Origin of the sequence: Shinella sp. JR1-6, from assembly GCF_004284735.1 — a bacterium.
Lineage (GTDB): Bacteria > Pseudomonadota > Alphaproteobacteria > Rhizobiales > Rhizobiaceae > Shinella.
The window spans coordinates 239,151-258,285 of record NZ_SHMI01000005.1 but is presented as its reverse complement, the minus strand read 5'-3'; the positions used below and the strand labels follow the sequence as shown (position 1 = coordinate 258,285).

21 protein-coding genes and 1 tRNA gene are annotated in these 19,135 nt (G+C 64.0%); 9 read left to right on the top strand and 13 right to left on the bottom strand.

Annotated features, from left to right (window positions below; all coding sequences use genetic code 11):
* Positions 1-8: 8 nt before the first annotated feature.
* From EXZ48_RS11180 to EXZ48_RS35915, 5 genes are all read right to left on the bottom strand, one after another.
* Complete coding sequence (locus tag EXZ48_RS11180) at positions 9-653, bottom strand: DUF1345 domain-containing protein (RefSeq protein WP_130515958.1); 645 nt, start codon at positions 651-653, stop codon at positions 9-11.
* A complete protein-coding gene (locus EXZ48_RS11175) occupies positions 650-1,111 on the bottom strand; it encodes a YaiI/YqxD family protein (protein WP_023515307.1) in 462 nt (153 codons plus the stop codon). The genes EXZ48_RS11180 and EXZ48_RS11175 overlap by 4 nt, the downstream gene beginning before the upstream one ends.
* A gap of 40 nt (positions 1,112-1,151) precedes the next feature.
* A complete protein-coding gene (locus tag EXZ48_RS11170) occupies positions 1,152-1,577 on the bottom strand; it encodes a GNAT family N-acetyltransferase (RefSeq protein ID WP_245290414.1) in 426 nt (141 codons plus the stop codon).
* 35 nt (positions 1,578-1,612) lie between these two features.
* Positions 1,613-2,740: an S-(hydroxymethyl)glutathione dehydrogenase/class III alcohol dehydrogenase gene (locus EXZ48_RS11165; protein WP_023515309.1), complete on the bottom strand. Its 1,128-nt coding sequence runs from the start codon at positions 2,738-2,740 to the stop codon at positions 1,613-1,615.
* Between the two features lie 83 nt (positions 2,741-2,823).
* A complete protein-coding gene (locus EXZ48_RS35915) occupies positions 2,824-3,228 on the bottom strand; it encodes a helix-turn-helix domain-containing protein (protein WP_023515310.1) in 405 nt (134 codons plus the stop codon).
* Positions 3,229-3,370: 142 nt separating this feature from the next.
* Here EXZ48_RS35915 and EXZ48_RS11155 point away from each other — a divergent pair, with 142 nt between their 5' ends.
* Together EXZ48_RS11155 and EXZ48_RS11150 are read left to right on the top strand one after the other, a co-directional pair.
* Positions 3,371-4,321, top strand: a complete 951-nt coding sequence (locus EXZ48_RS11155; RefSeq protein WP_023515311.1) for a DMT family transporter — start codon at positions 3,371-3,373, stop codon at positions 4,319-4,321.
* Between the two features lie 89 nt (positions 4,322-4,410).
* Positions 4,411-5,655: a hypothetical protein gene (locus tag EXZ48_RS11150; protein ID WP_130515955.1), complete on the top strand. Its 1,245-nt coding sequence runs from the start codon at positions 4,411-4,413 to the stop codon at positions 5,653-5,655.
* Here EXZ48_RS11150 and lipB read toward each other — a convergent pair.
* Positions 5,628-6,374: a lipoyl(octanoyl) transferase LipB gene (lipB, locus tag EXZ48_RS11145; RefSeq protein ID WP_050744043.1), complete on the bottom strand. Its 747-nt coding sequence runs from the start codon at positions 6,372-6,374 to the stop codon at positions 5,628-5,630. The genes EXZ48_RS11150 and lipB overlap by 28 nt on opposite strands.
* A gap of 193 nt (positions 6,375-6,567) precedes the next feature.
* On the opposite strand from lipB, the gene EXZ48_RS11140 reads away from it, so the two are divergent.
* Both EXZ48_RS11140 and EXZ48_RS11135 read left to right on the top strand, forming a co-directional pair.
* Positions 6,568-6,652: transfer RNA gene (locus tag EXZ48_RS11140), tRNA-Leu, on the top strand.
* A gap of 264 nt (positions 6,653-6,916) precedes the next feature.
* On the top strand, positions 6,917-7,540 hold the full coding sequence (locus EXZ48_RS11135; protein ID WP_130515954.1) for a hypothetical protein: 624 nt from the start codon (positions 6,917-6,919) through the stop codon (positions 7,538-7,540).
* Between the two features lie 34 nt (positions 7,541-7,574).
* On the opposite strand, the gene EXZ48_RS11130 is transcribed toward EXZ48_RS11135, so the two are convergent.
* Positions 7,575-8,069 (bottom strand): peptide deformylase, encoded by a 495-nt coding sequence (locus tag EXZ48_RS11130; protein ID WP_130515952.1) that lies wholly within the window; start codon positions 8,067-8,069, stop codon positions 7,575-7,577.
* Between the two features lie 304 nt (positions 8,070-8,373).
* Between EXZ48_RS11130 and mgtE the strand changes: the two genes are divergently transcribed.
* On the top strand, positions 8,374-9,804 hold the full coding sequence (gene mgtE, locus EXZ48_RS11125; RefSeq protein ID WP_023514263.1) for a magnesium transporter: 1,431 nt from the start codon (positions 8,374-8,376) through the stop codon (positions 9,802-9,804).
* Positions 9,805-9,922: 118 nt separating this feature from the next.
* Entirely contained in the window at positions 9,923-10,309 is a 387-nt protein-coding gene (locus EXZ48_RS11120; protein ID WP_023514262.1) for a MerR family DNA-binding transcriptional regulator, read from the top strand.
* 7 nt (positions 10,310-10,316) lie between these two features.
* On the opposite strand, the gene EXZ48_RS11115 is transcribed toward EXZ48_RS11120, so the two are convergent.
* The 3 genes from EXZ48_RS11115 to EXZ48_RS11105 all read right to left on the bottom strand — a co-directional run bounded on the left by EXZ48_RS11115 (position 10,317) and on the right by EXZ48_RS11105 (position 12,598).
* A complete protein-coding gene (locus EXZ48_RS11115; RefSeq protein WP_023514261.1) occupies positions 10,317-10,790 on the bottom strand; it encodes an isoprenylcysteine carboxylmethyltransferase family protein in 474 nt (157 codons plus the stop codon).
* A 4-nt stretch (positions 10,791-10,794) separates the two neighbouring features.
* Entirely contained in the window at positions 10,795-11,832 is a 1,038-nt protein-coding gene (locus EXZ48_RS11110) for a DUF1624 domain-containing protein (protein ID WP_245462007.1), read from the bottom strand.
* A gap of 76 nt (positions 11,833-11,908) precedes the next feature.
* Entirely contained in the window at positions 11,909-12,598 is a 690-nt protein-coding gene (locus tag EXZ48_RS11105) for a DUF599 domain-containing protein (RefSeq protein ID WP_023514259.1), read from the bottom strand.
* A gap of 577 nt (positions 12,599-13,175) precedes the next feature.
* On the opposite strand from EXZ48_RS11105, the gene EXZ48_RS11100 reads away from it, so the two are divergent.
* The 3 genes from EXZ48_RS11100 (at position 13,176) to EXZ48_RS11090 (ending at position 16,209) form a co-directional block, all read left to right on the top strand.
* The gene (locus EXZ48_RS11100) at positions 13,176-14,576 is read left to right on the top strand and encodes an L-serine ammonia-lyase (RefSeq protein ID WP_050743978.1); all 1,401 of its coding nucleotides are present in this window, start codon (positions 13,176-13,178) and stop codon (positions 14,574-14,576) included.
* Between the two features lie 76 nt (positions 14,577-14,652).
* Positions 14,653-15,090, top strand: coding sequence for a DUF1489 family protein (locus EXZ48_RS11095; RefSeq protein WP_130515949.1), 438 nt, complete (start codon positions 14,653-14,655; stop codon positions 15,088-15,090).
* A gap of 84 nt (positions 15,091-15,174) precedes the next feature.
* On the top strand, positions 15,175-16,209 hold the full coding sequence (locus EXZ48_RS11090; RefSeq protein ID WP_130515947.1) for an alpha/beta fold hydrolase: 1,035 nt from the start codon (positions 15,175-15,177) through the stop codon (positions 16,207-16,209).
* Here EXZ48_RS11090 and EXZ48_RS11085 read toward each other — a convergent pair.
* The 3 genes from EXZ48_RS11085 to EXZ48_RS11075 form a co-directional block, all read right to left on the bottom strand.
* A complete protein-coding gene (locus tag EXZ48_RS11085) occupies positions 16,196-17,155 on the bottom strand; it encodes an AraC family transcriptional regulator (RefSeq protein ID WP_245462006.1) in 960 nt (319 codons plus the stop codon). The genes EXZ48_RS11090 and EXZ48_RS11085 overlap by 14 nt on opposite strands.
* Positions 17,156-17,272: 117 nt before the next feature.
* A complete protein-coding gene (locus EXZ48_RS11080) occupies positions 17,273-17,545 on the bottom strand; it encodes a hypothetical protein (RefSeq protein ID WP_023512288.1) in 273 nt (90 codons plus the stop codon).
* 164 nt (positions 17,546-17,709) lie between these two features.
* Positions 17,710-19,086: a D-alanyl-D-alanine carboxypeptidase gene (locus tag EXZ48_RS11075; RefSeq protein WP_371687651.1), complete on the bottom strand. Its 1,377-nt coding sequence runs from the start codon at positions 19,084-19,086 to the stop codon at positions 17,710-17,712.
* Positions 19,087-19,135 lie beyond the last annotated feature (49 nt).

Here is a 19,135-nt window from a genome sequence, read left to right as displayed (position 1 = left end):
CGTATGGTTCAGGACGCGAGCGACACCGCCGCATTGACTGCGGCGGCGACCAGCACCGTATTGAAGAAGAAGGAAACGACCGCGTGCAGCAGGTTGACCTTGCGCATCGCCGTGGAGGTGATCGCGACATCCGAGGTCTGTGCCGTCATGCCGATGACGAAGGCGAAATAGAGGAAGTCGTAGGCGCCGGGCTCGGCCTTGCCGGGAAAATCGAGGCCGTTCCCTTCGTCAAGATTGCCGGGACGCCAGTAGAGATGGGCATAGTGCATGGCCGCCATGGTGTGGATGGTCAGCCAGCCGAGCGCGACGGAGGCGAAGGCGAGTGCGAATTCCCCGAGGGAGGCGGCCGGTCGGTTGAGCACCACGAAGAGCGAGCCCGTGGAAACGGCGACGGCTGCGACGGTGACGGCGAAGATGACCGCGATCGGCTCGTCGGTGTCCGTCGCATAATGTTCGAGATGGGCGGCGGTCAGGCGCGGCACGCGCCATGCGGTCAGGAGGAGATAGCAGAGGAAGAAGACGACAGCCGCGATGTCGATCGAAAAATCCGGCTTGAACCAGAGTGCGGCGAGAAGGCTGACAGCGGCTGCGCCGGCGCCGACATAGAAGGGCAGGTGCCTGCCGTAGATCCTCGGCCCCGGCGAACGTGTCATGGGGAGGGCCCAGCCTGCGCGCTCTTCGCCCGGCGGCAAAGCCGGTCGAGCATTTCGAGGAAGGCGGACCGGTCGCGCGGGGAGAAGGCGGCGTTATAGCCCTTGCTCTCGCCGGTCTCGCGCAGGTGCGCGCCGAGATCGCGCATCGCGCTGGCCATGCCGATATTCGTCTTGTCGAAGAGCCGGCCGGTGGGGCCGGTGACATGCGCGCCCTTCTCGACGCAGCGCACGGCAAGCGGCACGTCGGCCGTCACGACGATGTCGTCTGCACTAACGTGATCGGCGATCCAGTTGTCCGCGGCGTCGAAGGCGCCGGAGACGATGATGTTGCGCACCATCGGGTCGCGCGAGGGGCGCAGGCCCGAATTGGCGACGAAGGTCACCTCCATGCCATGGCGTTCCGCCACCTTGAGGATTTCGGCCTTTACCGGGCACGCATCCGCGTCAACGTAGATCATGGCGCCGCAATTTCCTGTATTTCGGTGGCTCTGCGCAGGTTCAAGAATGGCCGGCGGGACGCTGCATGTCGATATGGGCAATGCCGTCCTCGACATATTCTCCCGATGTCGGCACGAAACCGAAGGACCGGTAGAAGCGTTCCAGATGGCTTTGCGCGGACAGGGCGATCGGTTGCCCGGGGAAATGCGCCTCGCAGGCCGATATCGCTTCGCGCATCAGGGCCTCGCCGAGGCCCCTGCCGCGATGCTTAGGCGAAACGAGGACGCGGCCGATGCGCGGTGCCCCGTTCTCCGGTTGCCACAGGCGGGCATAGGCGGCCGTCTCGCCGTCGATCAGCAGCCGCAGATGCCGGGCATCTTCGTCCTTGCCGTCGAGTTCGGGATAGACGCAGGCCTGCTCGACGACGAAGACGTCGACACGCAGTTTCAGGAGGGCATAAAGCTCGACGGCGGAGAATGCTGCCATCCTCCGCACGTCGATCAGATAGGGTGCCATGCCCGTCAATAGACGACGACGCCGCGGATGGACGTACCGGCATGCATGAGGTCGAAGCCAGTGTTGATCTCGTCGAGCGGCATGGTGTGGGTGATCATCGGGTCGATCTGGATCTTGCCGTCCATGTACCAGTCGACGATCTTCGGAACGTCGGTACGCCCGCGCGCGCCGCCGAAGGCCGTGCCCATCCACTGGCGGCCGGTGACGAGCTGGAACGGACGCGTCGAGATCTCCTGTCCCGCGCCGGCAACGCCGATGATGACCGACTTGCCCCAGCCGCGATGGGCCGATTCCAGCGCCTGGCGCATCACCTTCGTGTTGCCCGTGCAGTCGAACGTATAGTCCGCCCCGCCGATCAGGTCGCCGTTCCGCTTCGTCAGGTTGACGAGATAGGGCACGATGTCGCCCTCGACCTCCTTCGGATTGACGAAATGCGTCATGCCGAATTTTTCGCCCCATGCCTTGCGGTCGGGATTGATGTCGACGCCGACGATCATGTCCGCGCCGGCAAGGCGCAGGCCCTGCAGCACGTTGAGGCCGATGCCGCCGAGGCCGAAGACGATGGCCGTCGAGCCGATCTCGACCTTGGCCGTGTTGATGACGGCGCCGATGCCGGTGGTCACGCCGCAGCCGATGTAGCAGATCTTGTCGAAGGGCGCGTCCGGATTGACCTTGGCCAGCGCGATCTCCGGCAGGACCGTGTAATTGGCGAAGGTGGAGCAGCCCATATAGTGGTGGATCTTGTCCTTGCCGATGGAGAAGCGCGAGGTGCCATCGGGCATCAGGCCCTGACCCTGGGTCGAACGGATGGCCGTGCACAGGTTCGTCTTGCGCGACAGGCAGGAGTAACATTCGCGGCATTCGGGCGTGTAGAGCGGGATGACATGGTCGCCCTTCTTCACGGAGGTGACGCCCGGGCCGACATCGACGACCACGCCGGCACCCTCATGGCCGAGGATGGCCGGGAAGAGGCCTTCCGGATCGGCGCCCGACAGGGTGAAGTCGTCCGTATGGCAGATGCCCGTCGCCTTCACCTCGACCAGAACCTCGCCGGCACGCGGGCCTTCGAGCTGTACGGTCATGATCTCAAGTGGTTTTCCAGCCTGAACGGCAACGGCGGCGCGTACGTCCATCTTCGTCTCCCTATGCGGATTCTGTGTCGGGCCGACCATTGCAGAGCGGGTTCGGCCTCTCAAGTGCGGTAAATGGAAAAATGTCAGCCTTGATCTTTTTTGATCAATTTTGCGACCTCGGTTTCGAGCGCGGCGATCGCCTTGCCCGTCTGGTCGTGCAGCTGGTGGATTTCCTGCAGCTGGCGCAGCAGCGGATGCAGGTGCTCCTCGCCGGAAGGGTCCGCCGGCGCCTCGCCGATGCCGGCGATCAGCCAGGAGGGCGAGACCGAGAGAACGCCGGCCAGCATGAACAGCGCCTTCGTCTCGGGCTCGGCATGGTCGCGTTCCCAGCCGCTCACCGTGCCCTCCGGCAGACCGAGGCGGGAGGCGAGGTCTTCCAGGCTGAGCCCCAGCGCATCACGCGCCCGCCAGATGCGCCCACCAAGCGTATCGCCGTCGGCGCGGCCCGAAGGGAAGGGGATGGTGTTGCTCTCGCCGGGAAAGGTCATCGCGGCCTCCATTGTCTTTGCCGCCAGTCTACAGGCAAGGCGTGCCGGCAGGCTGCCCCAAATGCGCCGCGCCGATGACGCGATTTCCGGCATTGCCAGCGTGCGGAAAAGGAATATGCAAGGGCGAACGAAGGAGACGCGGATGAACACCACGACCAGCACCAACGACCAGCCCGGCGCCGGCACGATGCAGGGCGTGGCACTGATGGCCGTCGCCATGCTGCTGCTCCCCTGCATGGACGCCATCGCCAAATATATGGCGACCTTCGCGGGCATGTCGCCGGGCCAGGTGACGTTCTACCGCTTCTTCTTCCAGGTGGTCTGCACGATCCCGCTGATCTTCACGGTCGCCGGCGGCGCCATGCTGCGGCCGAAGCGGCCCTGGCTCAACCTGTTGCGCGGCGCGATCCACGGGGCGGCAAGCCTCCTGTTCTTCGCGGCGGTGAAATACATGCCGCTTGCCGACGTCTTCGCGATCTACTTCGTCGAGCCCTTCATCCTGACCGCCATGTCCGCGGCCTTCCTCGGCGACAAGGTCGGCTGGCGGCGCTGGCTCGCCATCGTCGTCGGCTTTGGCGGCGCGCTGATCGTCATCCAGCCGAGCTTCGTGTTGTTCGGCTGGACGGCGCTGCTGCCGGTCGCCTGCGCCTTCCTCTACTCCATCTATCTCTTCATGAACCGGGCGATCGGCGATGCCGATTCGCCCTTGACCATGCAGACCATCGCCGGCTTCGGCGGCACGATCTTCATGGGCGCGGCGTTGTTCCTCGGCAATTCCGCCGGCATCGCCGATTTCGAGCTCTCACTGCCGGGGTCGCTCTTCGCCCTTATCCTGCTCGTCATCCTCGGTGCGCTCTCCGGCTATGCCCATATGCTGGTCGTGCGCGCTTTCCGCATGGCACCGCTCTCGCTGCTCGCCCCGTTCCAGTATTTCGAGATCATCTCGGCCACCGTGCTCGGCTACGCCATTTTCGGCGACTTCCCGACGCCGTCGAAATGGCTCGGCATCGCGATCATCGTCGCCTCCGGCCTCTTCATCATCTGGCGCGAGCACAGGAGCCGCAAGCTCAAGGCCGACATCGCATTCGAGTGATGGTTCTTCGATGCGGGCCGAACCTTAATATTTGTTAGGATATTGCCACTAGCCTGATCCTGCCTGCCATGACGGCCGGGGAGGACGGCATGTCGACATCGGTTTCGGTCATCCTGCTTCTTGCGATCAACCTCGGCCTGATCTGGCTGCTGATCGCGGCGCCAATCGGTCGCCGGACGCTGCAGATCACCCGTACCTTCAAGGCTTCCCCGCCGCGGATCGCCGCGCTCGTCAGTCCGCTCGGCAGAGAGGCGGACTGGCATCCCTCGATCCTCTCCAGCGAGCGGCTGTCGGCCGAACGGGTCCGGCAGACCTTCTCCCATCCCGACCGCCGCGGAAACCCGATCACCCGCATGCTGGCGGTGAACGAGGCAGCGGAGGCGGAAAACATCGCCTGCGAAACACGGGTGATCGAGGACAGTGCGCTTGACGCCGCCTTCTGGCACCATTTTGTGGAGCGGCGCACGCTACGTCCGGTGGCGGGCGGTACGGCCCTGACCGTCGAGCAGACCGACCGCTATCGCGGTGTCGCCTTCCTGCTTTACCGCTACATCCAGCTCCGCCGGGAGATGAAGGCACTCGAACAGTGGCTGGAGACGGGGAGCGGCGAGGTGCGCGGCGTTTTGGAGCGACCGGTGACGCAGGCGGGGCTTGCGGTGCTTTCCACACTGCTGCTCTGGCCGTTCTTCGGGCTGAATGCCCGTGGCCTCCTGCTATCGACCCTCTTGACGGTGGTGATCGTGCTCCACGAGCTTGGCCACATGGCCGCCTACCGCGCCTTCGGGCACCAGCGGGTGCGCATGATCTTCGTACCGCTGCTCGGCGGCATCGCCGTCGGCGGGCGGCCGTACAATTCGCGCTTCGAGGTCGCGGTGTGCGCCCTGATGGGCGCCGGCATGCCGGCCTTTCTCGTGCCGCCGCTCATTGCGCTGCACGATGCGGCGGGTCGCCCCACGGGCGCGATACTGTTGATCTTCCTGCTGATTCTCGGAGCCTTCAATCTCCTGAACCTCCTGCCCATGCACCGTTTCGACGGTGGACAGGTGCTGCGGCAGGTCTTTTCGACCCGGCGCAGCCTTCTGGCAGCGAGTTTCCTGGTGACGCTCGCGATTGTCTGGGTGGGCTGGCGGATCGGGTTGCCGGTCGGCCTGCTGATGGCCGGCCTTGCGGTCTTCACGGCCTTGAGCCTCATCGGCGCAGGCGGAGTGAAGCCCAAGGCGGCGCTCGACCCGATGACTGCGCCGCAGCGCCTGCTCGCCGGATTCGGCCTCTACGCCGCCATCGTCCTGCACGGCTATGCGATCGTCTATGCCTGCGACAGGCTGCTCGGCTGACAGTGCGCATCCGAAACGGTGGGTCCGAACACGTGCTCGAAGGAATCGCGGATGCGCACATCCACATCGCTCATCATGACGGGCAGGCCGAGATCGACGAGGCTGGTCACCCCGTAACCACGGATACCACAGGGCACGATGCCGGAAAAATGGTCGAGATCCGGATCGACATTGAGCGAGAAGCCGTGAAAGCTCACCCAGCGTCGCAGGCGGATGCCGATGGCCGCCACCTTGTCCTCCGCCGGTGAACCGTCCGGCAGCGGCGGACGGTCCGGTCGGCGCACCCACACGCCGACCCGGTCCTCGCGCCGCTCGCCGCGCACGTTCATCGAGGACAGCGTATCGATGACGACCTCTTCAAGTGCCGCCACGAAGGCGCGCACGTCCTGGCGCCGCCGCTTGAGATCCAGCATGACATAGACGACCCGCTGGCCGGGGCCGTGATAGGTGTATTCGCCGCCGCGGCCTGTGGAAAACACCGGAAAGCGATCCGGCGCCACGAGGTCGGCTGCATCCGCGCTGGTACCGGCCGTGTAGAGCGGGGGATGTTCGACCAGCCAGACAAGCTCGTCTGCCTCGCCGTTGGCGATCGCCGTGGCCTCTTTTTCCATGGTTTCGACGGCTTCATCGTAGCCGACAAGGTCCTGTGCAACGCGCCAGCGCACCGGCGGCGAGCCGGGGAGGGCATGAAGAGAGGTGGAAATGTCCTGACGCTGCATGAGGGCCGTCCTTTTCGTTCCGTTGTGCCAGATATAGGCGCGATCCTGCAAGGATTTCAGGGGTTTCAGTGTGTTTGCACAGGCGCTGTTGAAATAGTTCGCTTTTCGTCATTTTTCTTTCGCAACGGCCTTGTGCACCCAAAATCCTTTTGCTACATGACCCCCGTCGCCGCAAGACGACACCTACCACGATGCGGTCGTGGCGGAATTGGTAGACGCGCAGCGTTGAGGTCGCTGTGGGGCAACCCGTGGAAGTTCGAGTCTTCTCGACCGCACCAAAAAAACCCGGCTGAAAAGCCGGGTTTTTTGTTTTCAGGCATTGAGCGTTTCGAGCCACTCCACGTTCAGACCAAACGTTGGGCTGTTTGCGTTCATCTCGTAACCTTGTCTGACGCCGAAGATCGTTTCAGATCCGGACGAGCGCTAGGAGCATTTAACGATAGCCGGTCCCGGCCGCTTGATATCCCCTTGTTGCAGTTGAATGCGAAACAACTTTTGGGTTAGTTCTGCGGTAGACAACTACCCAAAGACAGGGGGATGTGATGCCGCTTAAAACATTGCCGACGCAAACCGGAAATTCGTGTGCCGCACACTGCATCGCGATCACGATCATGGAGCTGACAGGCTCGACGATCACTCAAAAGGACGCGGAGAGCACCATTTGGAACAAGATCCTTTTCAAGGATGACGGAAGCAAGGCTATCAAAGCACTTGTGGCAAAGAAGAATTCGGACCCACGAAGAATCCTGAAATATGTCGAGAAAAACTACGCGACAAACCTGTCCGCCGTCATCAAATTCGACGATACCGAGAAGGCGAACGCGCTGGCCTACCTTCCGGACAATGATGTTAAACGGGGACTGGAGGGGCTCTACAACCTGATAAAAGGACAGAGCCAGACCGAAACGCTTCTTCCTGCCGACGACGTCTACTACAACTGCAGCTATATGATGATGGATGGTGGCGATCCCTCCAGTTCCGGTCTGGACGGGCTTCACAATATCCTTGTCACCAGCAGCGGCGGCCAAGTCTACTACTACAATTCGAACGAAACCAAGCCGGTGTGGACGATGAACAACCACGGCTGGAAGCGCCTGGACAAGGCAAATTCAGGCAAGCACAGCTACGTGTTCACGGGCCTGTGCGTTGCCGTCCGCAAAAAATAGGCGATTCCGCTTCGCGCAGAAGAGCTTGCGCGGTTCAGGCCTTGCTCTTGTTGTACTTCTTGACGATGCGCTCGCGCTTCAGCCGCGAAAGGCGGTCGATCCAGAAGATGCCGTCGAGCTGATCGATCTCGTGCTGCAGGCAGACCGAAAGCAGCCCGTCGGCCTCTTCGGTCTTCCGGGCGCCGGAAAGATCCTGGTAGGTGAGGCGGATACGGGCAGGGCGCTCCACCTCGTCGGTCACGCCCGGCATGGAGACGCTGCCTTCGGCGTGGCGCTGCCCTTCCGGCGAAAACCATTCGATATGCGGGTTCACAAAGACCCTCAGCGACCCCGGCCCGTCGAGCTCGATCACCGTCAACCGCTCGAGGATGCCGACATGGGCGGCGGTAATGCCAATGCCTGGGGCGGCCCGCATCGTGGTGGCGAGATCCTCGGCGAGCGTGGCAAGCTGCGTATCGAAGACTTCGACCGCTCGGCAGGGCTGGCGCAGGCGCGGATCGGGGTAGCTGAGAATGGGAAGGATCGCCATGGGGCCTCCGGGTGCCGGTTGTGCGTCCTTCCTAGCCTGTTTGCGGCAGGGGGAAAATGCCGGGCCCTTCCGGGATATCGCGAATCGCGTGATTATCGTGATGTTGCAACAGCTTGCGAATTTTTTGCATCCGGCCGGCTTTTGCCGCGTTCGGCGATGGACCGGCTGCGCTCTTTGCGTTAGCACGAGATAAGACAACGCGCCTCCCAGAGAGTGCGTTGCGCCCGAACCCTCTACGCAATCCCTGTCGTCCCAGCGCCGCCGACATGCCGGGCGGGACGAGCCCGATACAAGGAGCGGCCCGATGGACAACACCGGCGACGATGACCGTATCCATCAGGGGCAGACAGACCACAGTACCTTCGACGGCGAGGACATCTATGCCGAGGACGGTTCGATCCGCTCGGACTTCCTCATGCATGTCGGCGCGGCGATCGCCGATCGCGACCTCCTGTTCCTGCGCAGGCATGTGGCGCGGCTGCATGAATCGGAAATGGGCGACCTGCTGGAGGCGATCCAGCCGGAGCAGCGCCGCCAGCTCGTCTCCCTGCTCGGCGACGATTTCGACCTTGCGGCGCTGACCGAGGTCGACGAGGCGATCCGTCTCGACATCGTCGAGCACATGCCGAACGAGCAGATCGCTGCCGCGCTCGGCGAGATGGATTCGGACGACGCCGTCTACATCCTTGAGGACCTCGACCAGGAAGACCAGGAAGAGATCCTTTCCAAGCTGCCGTTCACCGAACGGATCCGCCTGCGCCGCTCGCTGGATTATCCCGAGAGCACGGCCGGGCGCCGCATGCAGACAGAGTTCGTCGCCGTGCCGCCGTTCTGGACGGTGGGCCAGACGATCGACTACCTGCGTGAGGACGCGGACCTGCCGGAGAGTTTTTCGCAGATTTTCGTCATCGATCCGACCTTCCGTCTGCTTGGCGCCATCGATCTTGACCGCGTGCTGCGCGCCAAGCGCGGCGAGAAGATCGAAGCGATCATGCGCGAGACGAACCATCCGATCCCGGCCGAGATGGACCAGGAAGAGGCCGCCCAGCTCTTCGAGCAGTACGACCTTCTTTCCGCGGCCGTCGTCGACGAGAACGGCCGCCTCGTCGGCGTCCTGACCATCGACGACGTGGTCGACGTCATCCAGGAAGAGGCCGAGGAGGACCTGATGCGCCTCGGCGGCGTCGGCGACGAGGAACTCTCTGACACGACCATCGAGACGGTGCGCTCGCGCGCGCCCTGGCTGCTCGTCAATCTCCTGACGGCCTTTATCGCCGCCTCGGTCATCTCGCTCTTCGAGGCGACGATCGAGGAGATCGTGGCGCTCGCGGTGCTGATGCCGATCGTCGCCGGCATGGGCGGCAATGCGGGGTCGCAGACGATGACCGTCACCGTGCGGGCGCTCGCCACGCGCAACCTCGACATCCACAATGCCTGGCGTGTCGTGCGGCGCGAGGCGGGTGTCGGCCTGCTGCACGGCCTCGCCTTCGGCCTGATGATCGGCCTCGTGGCGGGTATTTGGTTCCATGATGCCAATATCGGCGGCGTCATCGCGGCGGCCATGCTGATCAACATGAGCGCAGCGGCGCTGGCCGGCATCGCCATTCCGCTCTTCCTCGACAAGGCGGGGGCGGACCCGGCCGTCTCCTCCGCGGTCTTCGTGACCGCGGTCACCGATATCGTCGGCTTCTTCGCATTCCTTGGCCTTGCGACCTGGTGGTTCGCCATCCGCTGAGGTTTTTGCGGGGAACGAACGGGGCGGTTGTCCGTTCGAGAAGAGGGCGGGAAAGAGCAAAAATTGACTTATACGTAAAAGTCAATAAAATGCCCGCCCAGATGAGATCGGAGCAGGCGTGGACAAGTTTTATACCATAACCGAGCTGACGCGCGAATTCGGAGTTTCCACCCGCACACTGCGCTTCTACGAGGACGAGGGGCTGATCAACCCCGAGCGCCGTGGTCGCACGCGCCTCTTCCGCCCGGCCGACCGCCGTCTCATCCAGGAAATCCTGCGTGGCCGGCGTATCGGCTTCACCATCGCCGAGATCCGCGACATCATCCGCGTCTACAAGGATCCGCCGGGCGAGGTGGGGCAGCTGGAACTGCTGATGGCGAAGGTCAGCGAAAAACGCGACGAGCTGCGCCAGAAGCGACGCGACATCGAGGAGACCCTGGCCGAGCTCGACAATGTCGAGGAAGCCTGCCTGACGCGCCTTGCCGAAATCGGCGTCGGCACCTGAGCGGCCGTCAGATCCAGCGCGTCGTCCCGTTGCAATAGCGTTCGAAATCGATGCCGAAGCGCGAGAGCAGGTGCAGCTCCTCGCGCTTTATGGCGACGATGCTCGTCAACACGGCGGCGATCATGGCAGTCACGATGCACCAGGGATTGAGCATCACAAGGCCGATGCCGGCGGTCGCCAGCGTATAGCCGAGATAGATAGGGTTGCGGGTGAAGCGGTAGGGGCCGGATGTCACGAGATGGGTCGAGCAGCGGTTCGGCAGGATCGTCGTGTGGCAGTCGAGCAGCGTGCGCATGGCCCAGACATCCAGCACGATGGCCATGAGGATCAGGATGCCGCCGGCGGTGCGGGCGATCCAGATGTTTGTCTCGGCCGCCGCGAGCGGAAAATAAGCCTGGAGCAGGAAGGCCGCCGCGAGCGCCGCGCCGTAGATCAGCGGGGGCCAGGGAAAGGCGAGTGGCTTCATGCGATAGGCGTTCATGATCCTACTCCTTCAGGTCGGTCTTCGTTTCCGCATCTGCCGTGCATTGCGACGAGATCGCGGCAACGCGCTCGTCCTTCGTGACATCGATCGCACCGCGCACAAGGTCGGTGAACAGGTTCTCCTCCGTCAGCCGGTCCAGCGTGCAGCCGCAGAAACTCTGGCAGAACCCGTCGCCGCGCTCGCTTTCGCAGGCGCGCATGCAGCTCTTCGTATAGCCAACGACCGGATCGGCTGCAGGCGCGGGAACCACGAGGGAAAAGCCGTAGACCAGTGCGATCAGCACGGGCTGATGGATAAGGTAGATGGCGAGACTGTGGCGGCCGGCTTTTTCCAAGAGGCTTTTCCACCAGACTTTCGTCTGACCTCCAAAACCCGCCAGCCACTCGGGAAGCGGGCTTGCGATGAAGAGCTTGCCGAGCACGATGCCGAGCAACACCGGCGCGAGCCAGGGGAGCAGCGGCACATAGTCGTTCGAGCGCGGGACATCGACCGAAAGCCCGACCCACCAGAGGGCCGGATGATCGAAGAGCGGGGCGCGCAGATAAAGCGGCGCCACAATGGCGGCGGCGGCGGCAAGCAGCGTCACGACGATCGGCAGGCGCAGGAAGAGAAGGCCGATGACGCTCGCCGCGGCAATGGCATGCAGGATGCCGAAGAAGATGAACGTTTCCGGGAAGGCGAACCAGGTTGCGATGGTAATCGCGGCTGCCGCCAGTCCGATCTTGCCGAGGCGGATGAGGAACGGCCTTGCGCGAAAACCGTTGATATGACCGAGCACAAGGCTGAAGCCGGTGAGAAACAGGAAGGAGCCGGCGATCACTCGCGCGAAAATCTTCCAGCCGCCGGTCGTTGCCGTGTCCGGTTCGATGTAGCCGAAAAAACCGAGGTCCCAGGTGAAGTGGTAGATCGCCATCGCGATCAGCGCGAGCGCGCGCAGCTGGTCGATCAGCGGGATGCGCGGAAGGCGGCGCGGTGCTGCACCTTCTCCTGCCACATTGCCGTCAATCACCGTCGTCGTCATGGTTCGGGGTCGCCGCATTGCTTTGGTCCATGGGAGAGTGTCACGCCAAGCTTGCGCCGGGCGGATGGCCGAAAGGTGGCCGTCGGAAGGGATGTCAGTCGAGGCGTTCGAGAACGGCGAGGCGCGCCTGCGAATAGAATTGCCGGCGCACAAGCACGACGATGATGCTGACCGTCGTCGCGATGAAGAGGTAAGGGCTGACAAACCAGCCGAGATAGCCGATCGACAGGAAGATGGCGCGCAGCCCCATATTGAAGTGTTTTGCCGCAAGGATGTTCATGCGGATGACCTTGTCGGCAGCAAGGTCGGCGCCGGCCGGGTCCTTGTGGATGTCGCCGCTCATCGGGATCGCGCCGAGCAGGATCGTGCAGTAGTTGAAAAGACGGTAGGACCAGCCGAACTTGAAGAAGGCATAGCCGAAGATGCCGGCAAGGCCGCCGACCTTGAGCTCGAACCCGGCGCGGCTGCCCTGGAAGACCACCGGCAGGTCGCTGAAAATGGCAAAGACCTGCTCCGTGGCGCCGAGCAGCGCGAAACAGCCGCCGAGCGCCAGGATCGAGGTCGAAGCGAAGAAGGCCGTGCCGTTCTGCAGGCCGGCCATGATCTGGGTATCGATCATGCGCAGGTCGCGGTGCATCGCGTTGCGGATCCACACGGCGCGCTGCGAGCTCATCGCCCGCGTGAGGCTGACGCGGTCGAAGAGTTTCGCCCGTTCCGTGATCCAGGAATATCCCGTCCACAGCAGCAGGAAGAGGGCGAGGGCGATGAAATCCGGTGTGCTCATGGCCAAGCGTTGTGCCATGGATTCCGCATTTTGCAAGCGCCGGAAAGGTGGCTGCACGGGGCTGTTCAGATCTTGGGCAAAAAGGCGGCGACCCCCTGTCGCCGTCCCACCCTCCAACCGTCTGATTTTGCGACATGTCATGCGTCTGACGCGGGGCACCTATGAGAACAGCGCCTTGGTTTCGCCATTTTTCGCGATTGCGGTTTCATGAATTCTTCATTAAACAGGGCGTCATGCAGGGTCGGCTCGGCCATTGCAACGACATCTTCCAATCGGGGAAATCATGGAAAGTACCGTTCAGAAATCCTGCTGGGGCGTGACCGCCCGTGCAGTCCTCGGTTTTGGCGCAGTTCTGGTCATCGCCTATCTTTTCGGCGGCATCTGAAAACACCGGCCTGTCACCCTTACATGAACAGCGTGCTTCTCCACGAAGCACGCTGTTTTTGTTTCAAGGCCTGTTGGAAGGGACATGTCGCGCAGGTAAAACCCGATGTCGGGAGATCGCCTTAAGTGCGCCGCATGATGGCGTAGCTTCAGGGATCAGTGCGCCTGCCGAGGCAAGGGAGAAGTTCGGGACATGTTTCTTTCGGTATTCGATGTTTTCAAGATCGGGATTGGGCCGTCGAGCTCCCACACGATGGGACCGATGTCGGCGGCGAACCGCTTTCTCGACCTGATCCTCTCCGCCGACTGGCCGCGGCCATCGGGTGCGCAGGTCGCGACGATCCGCATGAGCCTGCACGGTTCGCTTGCCTATACGGGCGTCGGCCACGGTTCCGACCGCGCCGTCATCCTCGGCCTGATGGGCGAGCGGCCCGATTCGGTCGATCCGGACCGCATGGACGATATCGTCGGCGAAGTGGAGCGCACCGGCCGCATCACGCCGCCGGGCCATCCCGGTTATGCCTTCCGGCCGAAGGACGACCTGATCTTCGACAAGAAGAACCCGCTGCCCGGCCATGCCAATGGCATGACCTTCTCGGCCTATGACCGTGACGACCGGCTGCTGCTGAAACGCATCTACTATTCCGTTGGCGGCGGCTTCGTCGTCACCGACACGGAACTGGAACAGATGCGCACCAGCAAGGCGAAGGCGGGCGACAAGAAGGTGCCGTTCCCCTTCGCCTCGGCAAAGCAGATGCTGGAAATGGCCGAACGCTCCGGCATGACGATCGCGCAGATGAAGCGCGCCAACGAGGAAGCGAGCATGTCGCGCATGGAGCTGGATGCCGGCCTCGACCGCATCTGGGGCGCGATGAAGAGCTGCATCGACCGTGGCCTCAAGAATGAGGGCATCATGCCCGGCGGCCTGAAGGTGCGCCGCCGCGCCCGCTCGATCCACGACAAGCTGCAGGAGGAGTGGCGCTCCAACAAGGCGAACCCGCTGCTCGCCAATGACTGGCTGTCCGTCTATGCCATGGCGGTCAACGAGGAGAATGCGGCCGGCGGCCGTGTTGTCACCTCGCCGACCAACGGCGCGGCCGGCGTCGTGCCCGCGACGATCCGCTACTACCTGCATTTCCATGAGGATGCCGACCAGGACGGCATTCGCGACTATCTGCTGACGGCGGCGGCCGTCGGCGGCATCATCAAGCACAACGCCTCCATCTCGGGCGCCGAAGTCGGCTGTCAGGGCGAGGTGGGGTCTGCCTCCGCCATGGCCGCCGCGGGCCTTGCCGCCGTGATGGGCGGTTCGCCGGCACAGGTGGAGAATGCCGCGGAAATCGCGCTGGAACACCACCTCGGCATGACCTGCGATCCCATTGCCGGCCTCGTCCAGGTGCCCTGCATCGAGCGCAACGCGCTCGGCGCAGTGAAGGCGGTGACGGCCGCCTCGCTTGCCATCAAGGGCGACGGCACGCATTTCGTTCCGCTCGACGCCTGCATCGAGACGATGCGCCAGACGGGTGTCGACATGAACGAGAAATACAAGGAAACCTCCACCGGCGGCCTCGCCGTCAACGTGGTGGAGTGCTGAGGCTTTCGCGGCGAACGCTGTGGAGTGCGACACGGCGGCCCCTTGACCGGGCCGCCGCAAGAGCGTTCAAAGGGGCATGGCCCTGCATCTCATCAAACTCTGTGTCGGCGCGGACTCGATCGAGGACCTGCGCGAATGGGTGTCCGAACGCTCGCTGATCGCGATCGCTGCGGGCATGGAACCGCATTCGGGCCACATCACCCGCATGGTGCCCAAGCGTGATCAGGACCTGCTCGAGGGCGGTTCGCTCTACTGGGTGATCAAGGGCCAGGTGCAGGCGCGCCAGCGGCTGCTCGATATCAAGACCTTCACGGATGCCGACGGCATTTCGCGCTGCGAGCTGGTGCTGGGCCCCGAGGTTATCGAGACCGAACTGCAGCCGCGCCGCGCCTTCCAGGGCTGGCGCTACCTTGCGGATGACGACGCGCCGCGCGACCTGAAGAACATGGGTGACGGTACGGCCGACCTGCCGCTGGATCTGCGCCGCGAACTCGCAGAACTCGGCCTGCTCTGAAATCCCACGTCCTCAATCGCGTTTCAGGTCTCTTTCCTGCGCTGCTTGCCGCATCCCGAGCCTCGTTCAACCAACGAGGTCTCCATGCTGAAAACACTCCTTCTTGCCACCGCGCTTTTCCTTGCCGTCGCGACATCCAGTCGTGCCGACGGGATCGGCGTCCGCGATCTGAGGATCGCCGGATCCTCTGAGTCCCGCGCGCTTTTCGCTGTCGTCTGGTATCCGACGCCCGATACCGGACCGATGGAAACCGTCGCGGAAAATCTGACCTTTCAGGGCATAGCGGCAATCCGTGGTGCCCGGGTGGGTGAGGGGATGCACCCGCTCGTCGTGCTGTCCCACGGCTATGGCGGAAGCTGGCGCAATTTGAGCTGGCTCGCCGGCGAACTCGCCGCGCGGGGCTACATCGTCGCCGCGCCCGACCACCCCGGCACCACGACTTTCGACCGGGATCCAGCAGAGGCGGCAAAGCTCTGGGAACGGCCGCGCGATCTCAGCCGCCTCATCGACGCGTTGCGGGCCGACAATGGCTTGGCCGCTTACATCGACGCGAAACGCATTGCCGTCGTCGGCCATTCGCTCGGCGGCTGGACGGCCGCGGCCCTCGCCGGCGCGCGTTTCGATACGCAGCGGTTTATCGCGGATTGCAAGATGAATGCGAGCCCGCGGGCCTGCAGTCTGACGACGGAACTCGGACTGGATGGCAGAGACGATGGTCGTCGGCGACTTGAGGACGATCTCGGCGACCCGCGCATCGGCGCTTTCGTCTCGCTCGATCTTGGTCTGGCACGCGGCTTTTCTCCCGAAAGCCTCGCCGCGCTTCGCCTGCCCGCGCTGGTGATCGCGGCCGGCATCGATATCGGCGACATGCCGGCCGAACGGGAATCCGGTTATCTGGCAAAAGGGCTTCCGGCAAAGGGCAGTGTCTACACCGTCATCCCGGATGCCATGCATTTTAGCTTCCTGCAGATCTGCAAGCCGGGCGCGGCCGAGAGGATCGAGGCGGAAACGCCTGGAGACGGCATCGTCTGCAAGGACGGCGGCACCCGGGGACGGGCGGCGATCCACCGCGAGGTCGCCGATCGCATCATCACCTTCCTGGGTGTCAGTTTTCGATAGGGGATCGGCGATAGTCGCTCGGGGTTTGGCCGGTAGCCCTCAGGAATTCCCGGTTAAAGTTCGATTTGGTCTGGAAACCGGCCTCAAACATGATGGTGGTGACCGGCAAATCGGTCTCCGTCAGCAGGCGCTTGGCCTCCTCGATGCGGTAACCGTTGACGAGTTGCGAGACGTTGCGGCTTTCCAAACGATTGACGGCGCCTGAAATATGTCGCGCCGGAAGACCTGCGCGTCGCGCGATCCGGTTCAAAGTGAGGTCCGGGTCGCGGAAGAGTTTACGCTCCCGCATCAAGCGGTCGATCGCTGCCAGAATCCGGCCGTCGTCTTCCCGCGGTACACGCAGCGGCTCGGGGGCCGCTTCCTCTCCGGCATCGACCGGCAGGCTCCGTCCGACGGTCACAACGGCGTAGGTAAGGGCGGGCAGGAGAAGAAGGTTGCCCGCAGCCACGATCCGGGCCGCATGATTGCCGCTGTAGAAGCCGAAATCGACGGCGATGAGGAGATCGACGAACGCCGAGACGATGAGTACGCCGCCCGCCATGCCGGCCGCCTTGCGGGCTCGGTTCGCATCGCTCAGCCGCACCGCGGAAAAACCGTCCGGTCCGGCCCCGGCGAGGCGCAGCAGGGCGACCCCGTAGCCGATATAGAGAAGCGCGAGCAGCAGATCGATCGGGGAACGCCAGACCTGCCAGCCGGCGGACGCAAAAAGGACGAGGGCGACGGGCAGCCCGTGCAGCCAGCGGGCCTTGCTGCGCGCCGCCCGACCTGCCGTGAAGCAGAACCAGGCGATGGGCGGCAGCGCTGCGGCAACGACGGGTTGGAGGAACCGTGCAAACGGCGCGTCGAAGGACCACCGGACACCGACTGCCAACGCAACGACGACGCAGGCAGCAACGAAGCCGATGGCGGGCCGAAGCGCGGTTTCATGCAGCAGCACCAGCTTCACGAGAAGAATGGCAAGCAGGAGTGCGATGATGAAGGGGAGTGGGATTGCCGGCATCGTTCCTGCACAGCAAATGTGGGGCCGCTTTGCAAGGCCCTCGTCGGCCGGTTCAAGCGGCGGTCAGCGCAGGCGCAGGCGCACCGGGTGGCGGCGTTCGCTGACGCCGACATGGAGATGGATCCCGGCGGCCGGCTGGCCCGAACGCCAGGCTCTGGCACCATGGGCGAGCAGCATGCCGACGAGATCCTTCGTCCTGTTGCGCGAACGGCCGAGCCCGATATCCGCGATCCGCATCGCTGCCTCGTGCAGCGGGTGGAGCGTGCCTTTCAGCGAGCGGCGTTTTTCCGCGCCGGCTGCGGGGGGGACATCGAACAGGTTCTCGTTCATCGCCATAATCTGCCTCGTACGCATTACCCAATCGAGGATGGCAGAGCCGCTTTCGCGGCATTCCGCCTGCCTTGCTCCGCAGTCCCGGGACGCACTACCTGTCCGGTGACGTTGCGGGGGCAAGGCGGTAGTTGAGGCGCGCGCCGAACCGCTGGCGGCCCCGGTCGTCCTTACTGCTGGCTGGCCCAGCAGGCGAAACCCTTGCGCTTCAGCGCCTTGCAAGCCGCAGCAGCGCCGTTCTGGTTGTCGAAGCCGCCGAAGCGGGCGCGGTAAAGCTGCTGGCTACCGCTGTTGACGGCGACGGTGAAGGGCTTCGCGCTGGAAAGCGCCTTGCCACCCTGGTTCTTCGCCTTCGAAAGCAGGTCCTGCGCCTGGCCCTTGTCGGGCGTTGCGCCGATCTGGATGACCCAGCCCGAGGGCGCGGCATCGGAAGCGACGGCGGCAACCGTGGAGGAGGTGGTGAGTTCGTCGAGCGAACCGCCGGTATCGCCCTGTTCCGTCAGGTCGGCCGGCGGCACGGCTGCATCGCGCTGGATCTTCAGCGTTGCGGCCAGCGCGCGTTTGCCGACGACTTCCGAGGTCGACGTCGCGGCATAGGCCGTCTCGATTCGGGCTTCGTTGTAGCGGTAGGTCGGTACCGGGCCGTTTTCCGGCAGGTCGAGGCCGGCGGACACCGACGCGGTCGATGCGGTGGTGGCCTTGCTGGCGACTTCGGCGGTCAGCGTCGGCGCATCCTTCGTTTCGGCGATCAGGTCGCCGCCGCCGCGGCGCGAGGCCTTCGGCATGTAGGTAGCGATGAGCTTGCGCATCTGCTGGTCGCGGGCAGCGCCGGATCGGCCGCCGATGACCACGCCGACGACGCTGCGTCCGTCTGCAACGGCCGAAGTAACGAGATTATAACCGGACGCGCGGGTATAGCCGGTCTTGATGCCATCGACGCCGCGCACGGTGCCAAGCAGCCGGTTGTGGCCGCGAATGGTCTGCTTGCCGAAGCGGAAGCTGCCCACCGAGAAATAGTCGTAATACTGCGGGAAATGCTGGCGCAGCGCGATGCCGAGGCGGGCCTGGTCGCGGGCGGTGGTTACCTGCGCCGTGTTGGGAAGGCCGTTGGCGTTGCGGTAGACGGTACGCGTCATGCCGAGCGCCCGGGCCTTCTGCGTCATCATGCGGGCGAAGCGCTCTTCGGAGCCGCCGAGGAACTCGGCAAGCGCCGTGGAGGCGTCGTTCGCCGACCGGGTGATGAGGCCGAGCATCGCCTGCTCTACGGTGATCGAATTGCCGACGCCGACGCCGAGTTTTGTCGGCGGCTCGCTTGCAGCGTTCTTCGAGAAGGGGACGCGGGTGTTGAGGCGGATCTTTCCGGCCTCCAGCGCCTCGAAGGTGAGGTACAGCGTCATCATCTTGGTGAGCGATGCGGGATAACGCAACGCATCGGCATCCTCGCTGTAGAGCACCTTGCCCGTCTTGGCGTCGATGACAATGCCGGAATATTTCGGATTGGCTTCGGCCGGGGTAGCGACGGCGACGGTGGCGACCATTCCGATCATCACCAAACCTTTCGCCGCAGTGGCAATTGCCTGGCAGGAGCGGGGGAGG

Excerpts from the sequence above, each read along its gene's own strand:
- EXZ48_RS11180 (WP_130515958.1), bottom strand. The coding sequence starts at position 653 with ATGACACGTTCGCCGGGGCCGAGGATCTACGGCAGGCACCTGCCCTTC.
- EXZ48_RS11175 (WP_023515307.1), bottom strand. The coding sequence starts at position 1,111 with ATGATCTACGTTGACGCGGATGCGTGCCCGGTAAAGGCCGAAATCCTC.
- EXZ48_RS11170 (WP_245290414.1), bottom strand. The coding sequence starts at position 1,577 with ATGGCAGCATTCTCCGCCGTCGAGCTTTATGCCCTCCTGAAACTGCGT.
- EXZ48_RS11165 (WP_023515309.1), bottom strand. The coding sequence starts at position 2,740 with ATGGACGTACGCGCCGCCGTTGCCGTTCAGGCTGGAAAACCACTTGAG.
- EXZ48_RS35915 (WP_023515310.1), bottom strand. The coding sequence starts at position 3,228 with ATGACCTTTCCCGGCGAGAGCAACACCATCCCCTTCCCTTCGGGCCGC.
- EXZ48_RS11155 (WP_023515311.1), top strand. The coding sequence starts at position 3,371 with ATGAACACCACGACCAGCACCAACGACCAGCCCGGCGCCGGCACGATG.
- EXZ48_RS11150 (WP_130515955.1), top strand. The coding sequence starts at position 4,411 with ATGTCGACATCGGTTTCGGTCATCCTGCTTCTTGCGATCAACCTCGGC.
- lipB (WP_050744043.1), bottom strand. The coding sequence starts at position 6,374 with ATGCAGCGTCAGGACATTTCCACCTCTCTTCATGCCCTCCCCGGCTCG.
- EXZ48_RS11135 (WP_130515954.1), top strand. The coding sequence starts at position 6,917 with ATGCCGCTTAAAACATTGCCGACGCAAACCGGAAATTCGTGTGCCGCA.
- EXZ48_RS11130 (WP_130515952.1), bottom strand. The coding sequence starts at position 8,069 with ATGGCGATCCTTCCCATTCTCAGCTACCCCGATCCGCGCCTGCGCCAG.
- mgtE (WP_023514263.1), top strand. The coding sequence starts at position 8,374 with ATGGACAACACCGGCGACGATGACCGTATCCATCAGGGGCAGACAGAC.
- EXZ48_RS11115 (WP_023514261.1), bottom strand. The coding sequence starts at position 10,790 with ATGAACGCCTATCGCATGAAGCCACTCGCCTTTCCCTGGCCCCCGCTG.
- EXZ48_RS11110 (WP_245462007.1), bottom strand. The coding sequence starts at position 11,832 with ATGCGGCGACCCCGAACCATGACGACGACGGTGATTGACGGCAATGTG.
- EXZ48_RS11105 (WP_023514259.1), bottom strand. The coding sequence starts at position 12,598 with ATGAGCACACCGGATTTCATCGCCCTCGCCCTCTTCCTGCTGCTGTGG.
- EXZ48_RS11100 (WP_050743978.1), top strand. The coding sequence starts at position 13,176 with ATGTTTCTTTCGGTATTCGATGTTTTCAAGATCGGGATTGGGCCGTCG.
- EXZ48_RS11095 (WP_130515949.1), top strand. The coding sequence starts at position 14,653 with ATGGCCCTGCATCTCATCAAACTCTGTGTCGGCGCGGACTCGATCGAG.
- EXZ48_RS11090 (WP_130515947.1), top strand. The coding sequence starts at position 15,175 with ATGCTGAAAACACTCCTTCTTGCCACCGCGCTTTTCCTTGCCGTCGCG.
- EXZ48_RS11080 (WP_023512288.1), bottom strand. The coding sequence starts at position 17,545 with ATGGCGATGAACGAGAACCTGTTCGATGTCCCCCCCGCAGCCGGCGCG.
- EXZ48_RS11075 (WP_371687651.1), bottom strand. The coding sequence starts at position 19,086 with ATGATCGGAATGGTCGCCACCGTCGCCGTCGCTACCCCGGCCGAAGCC.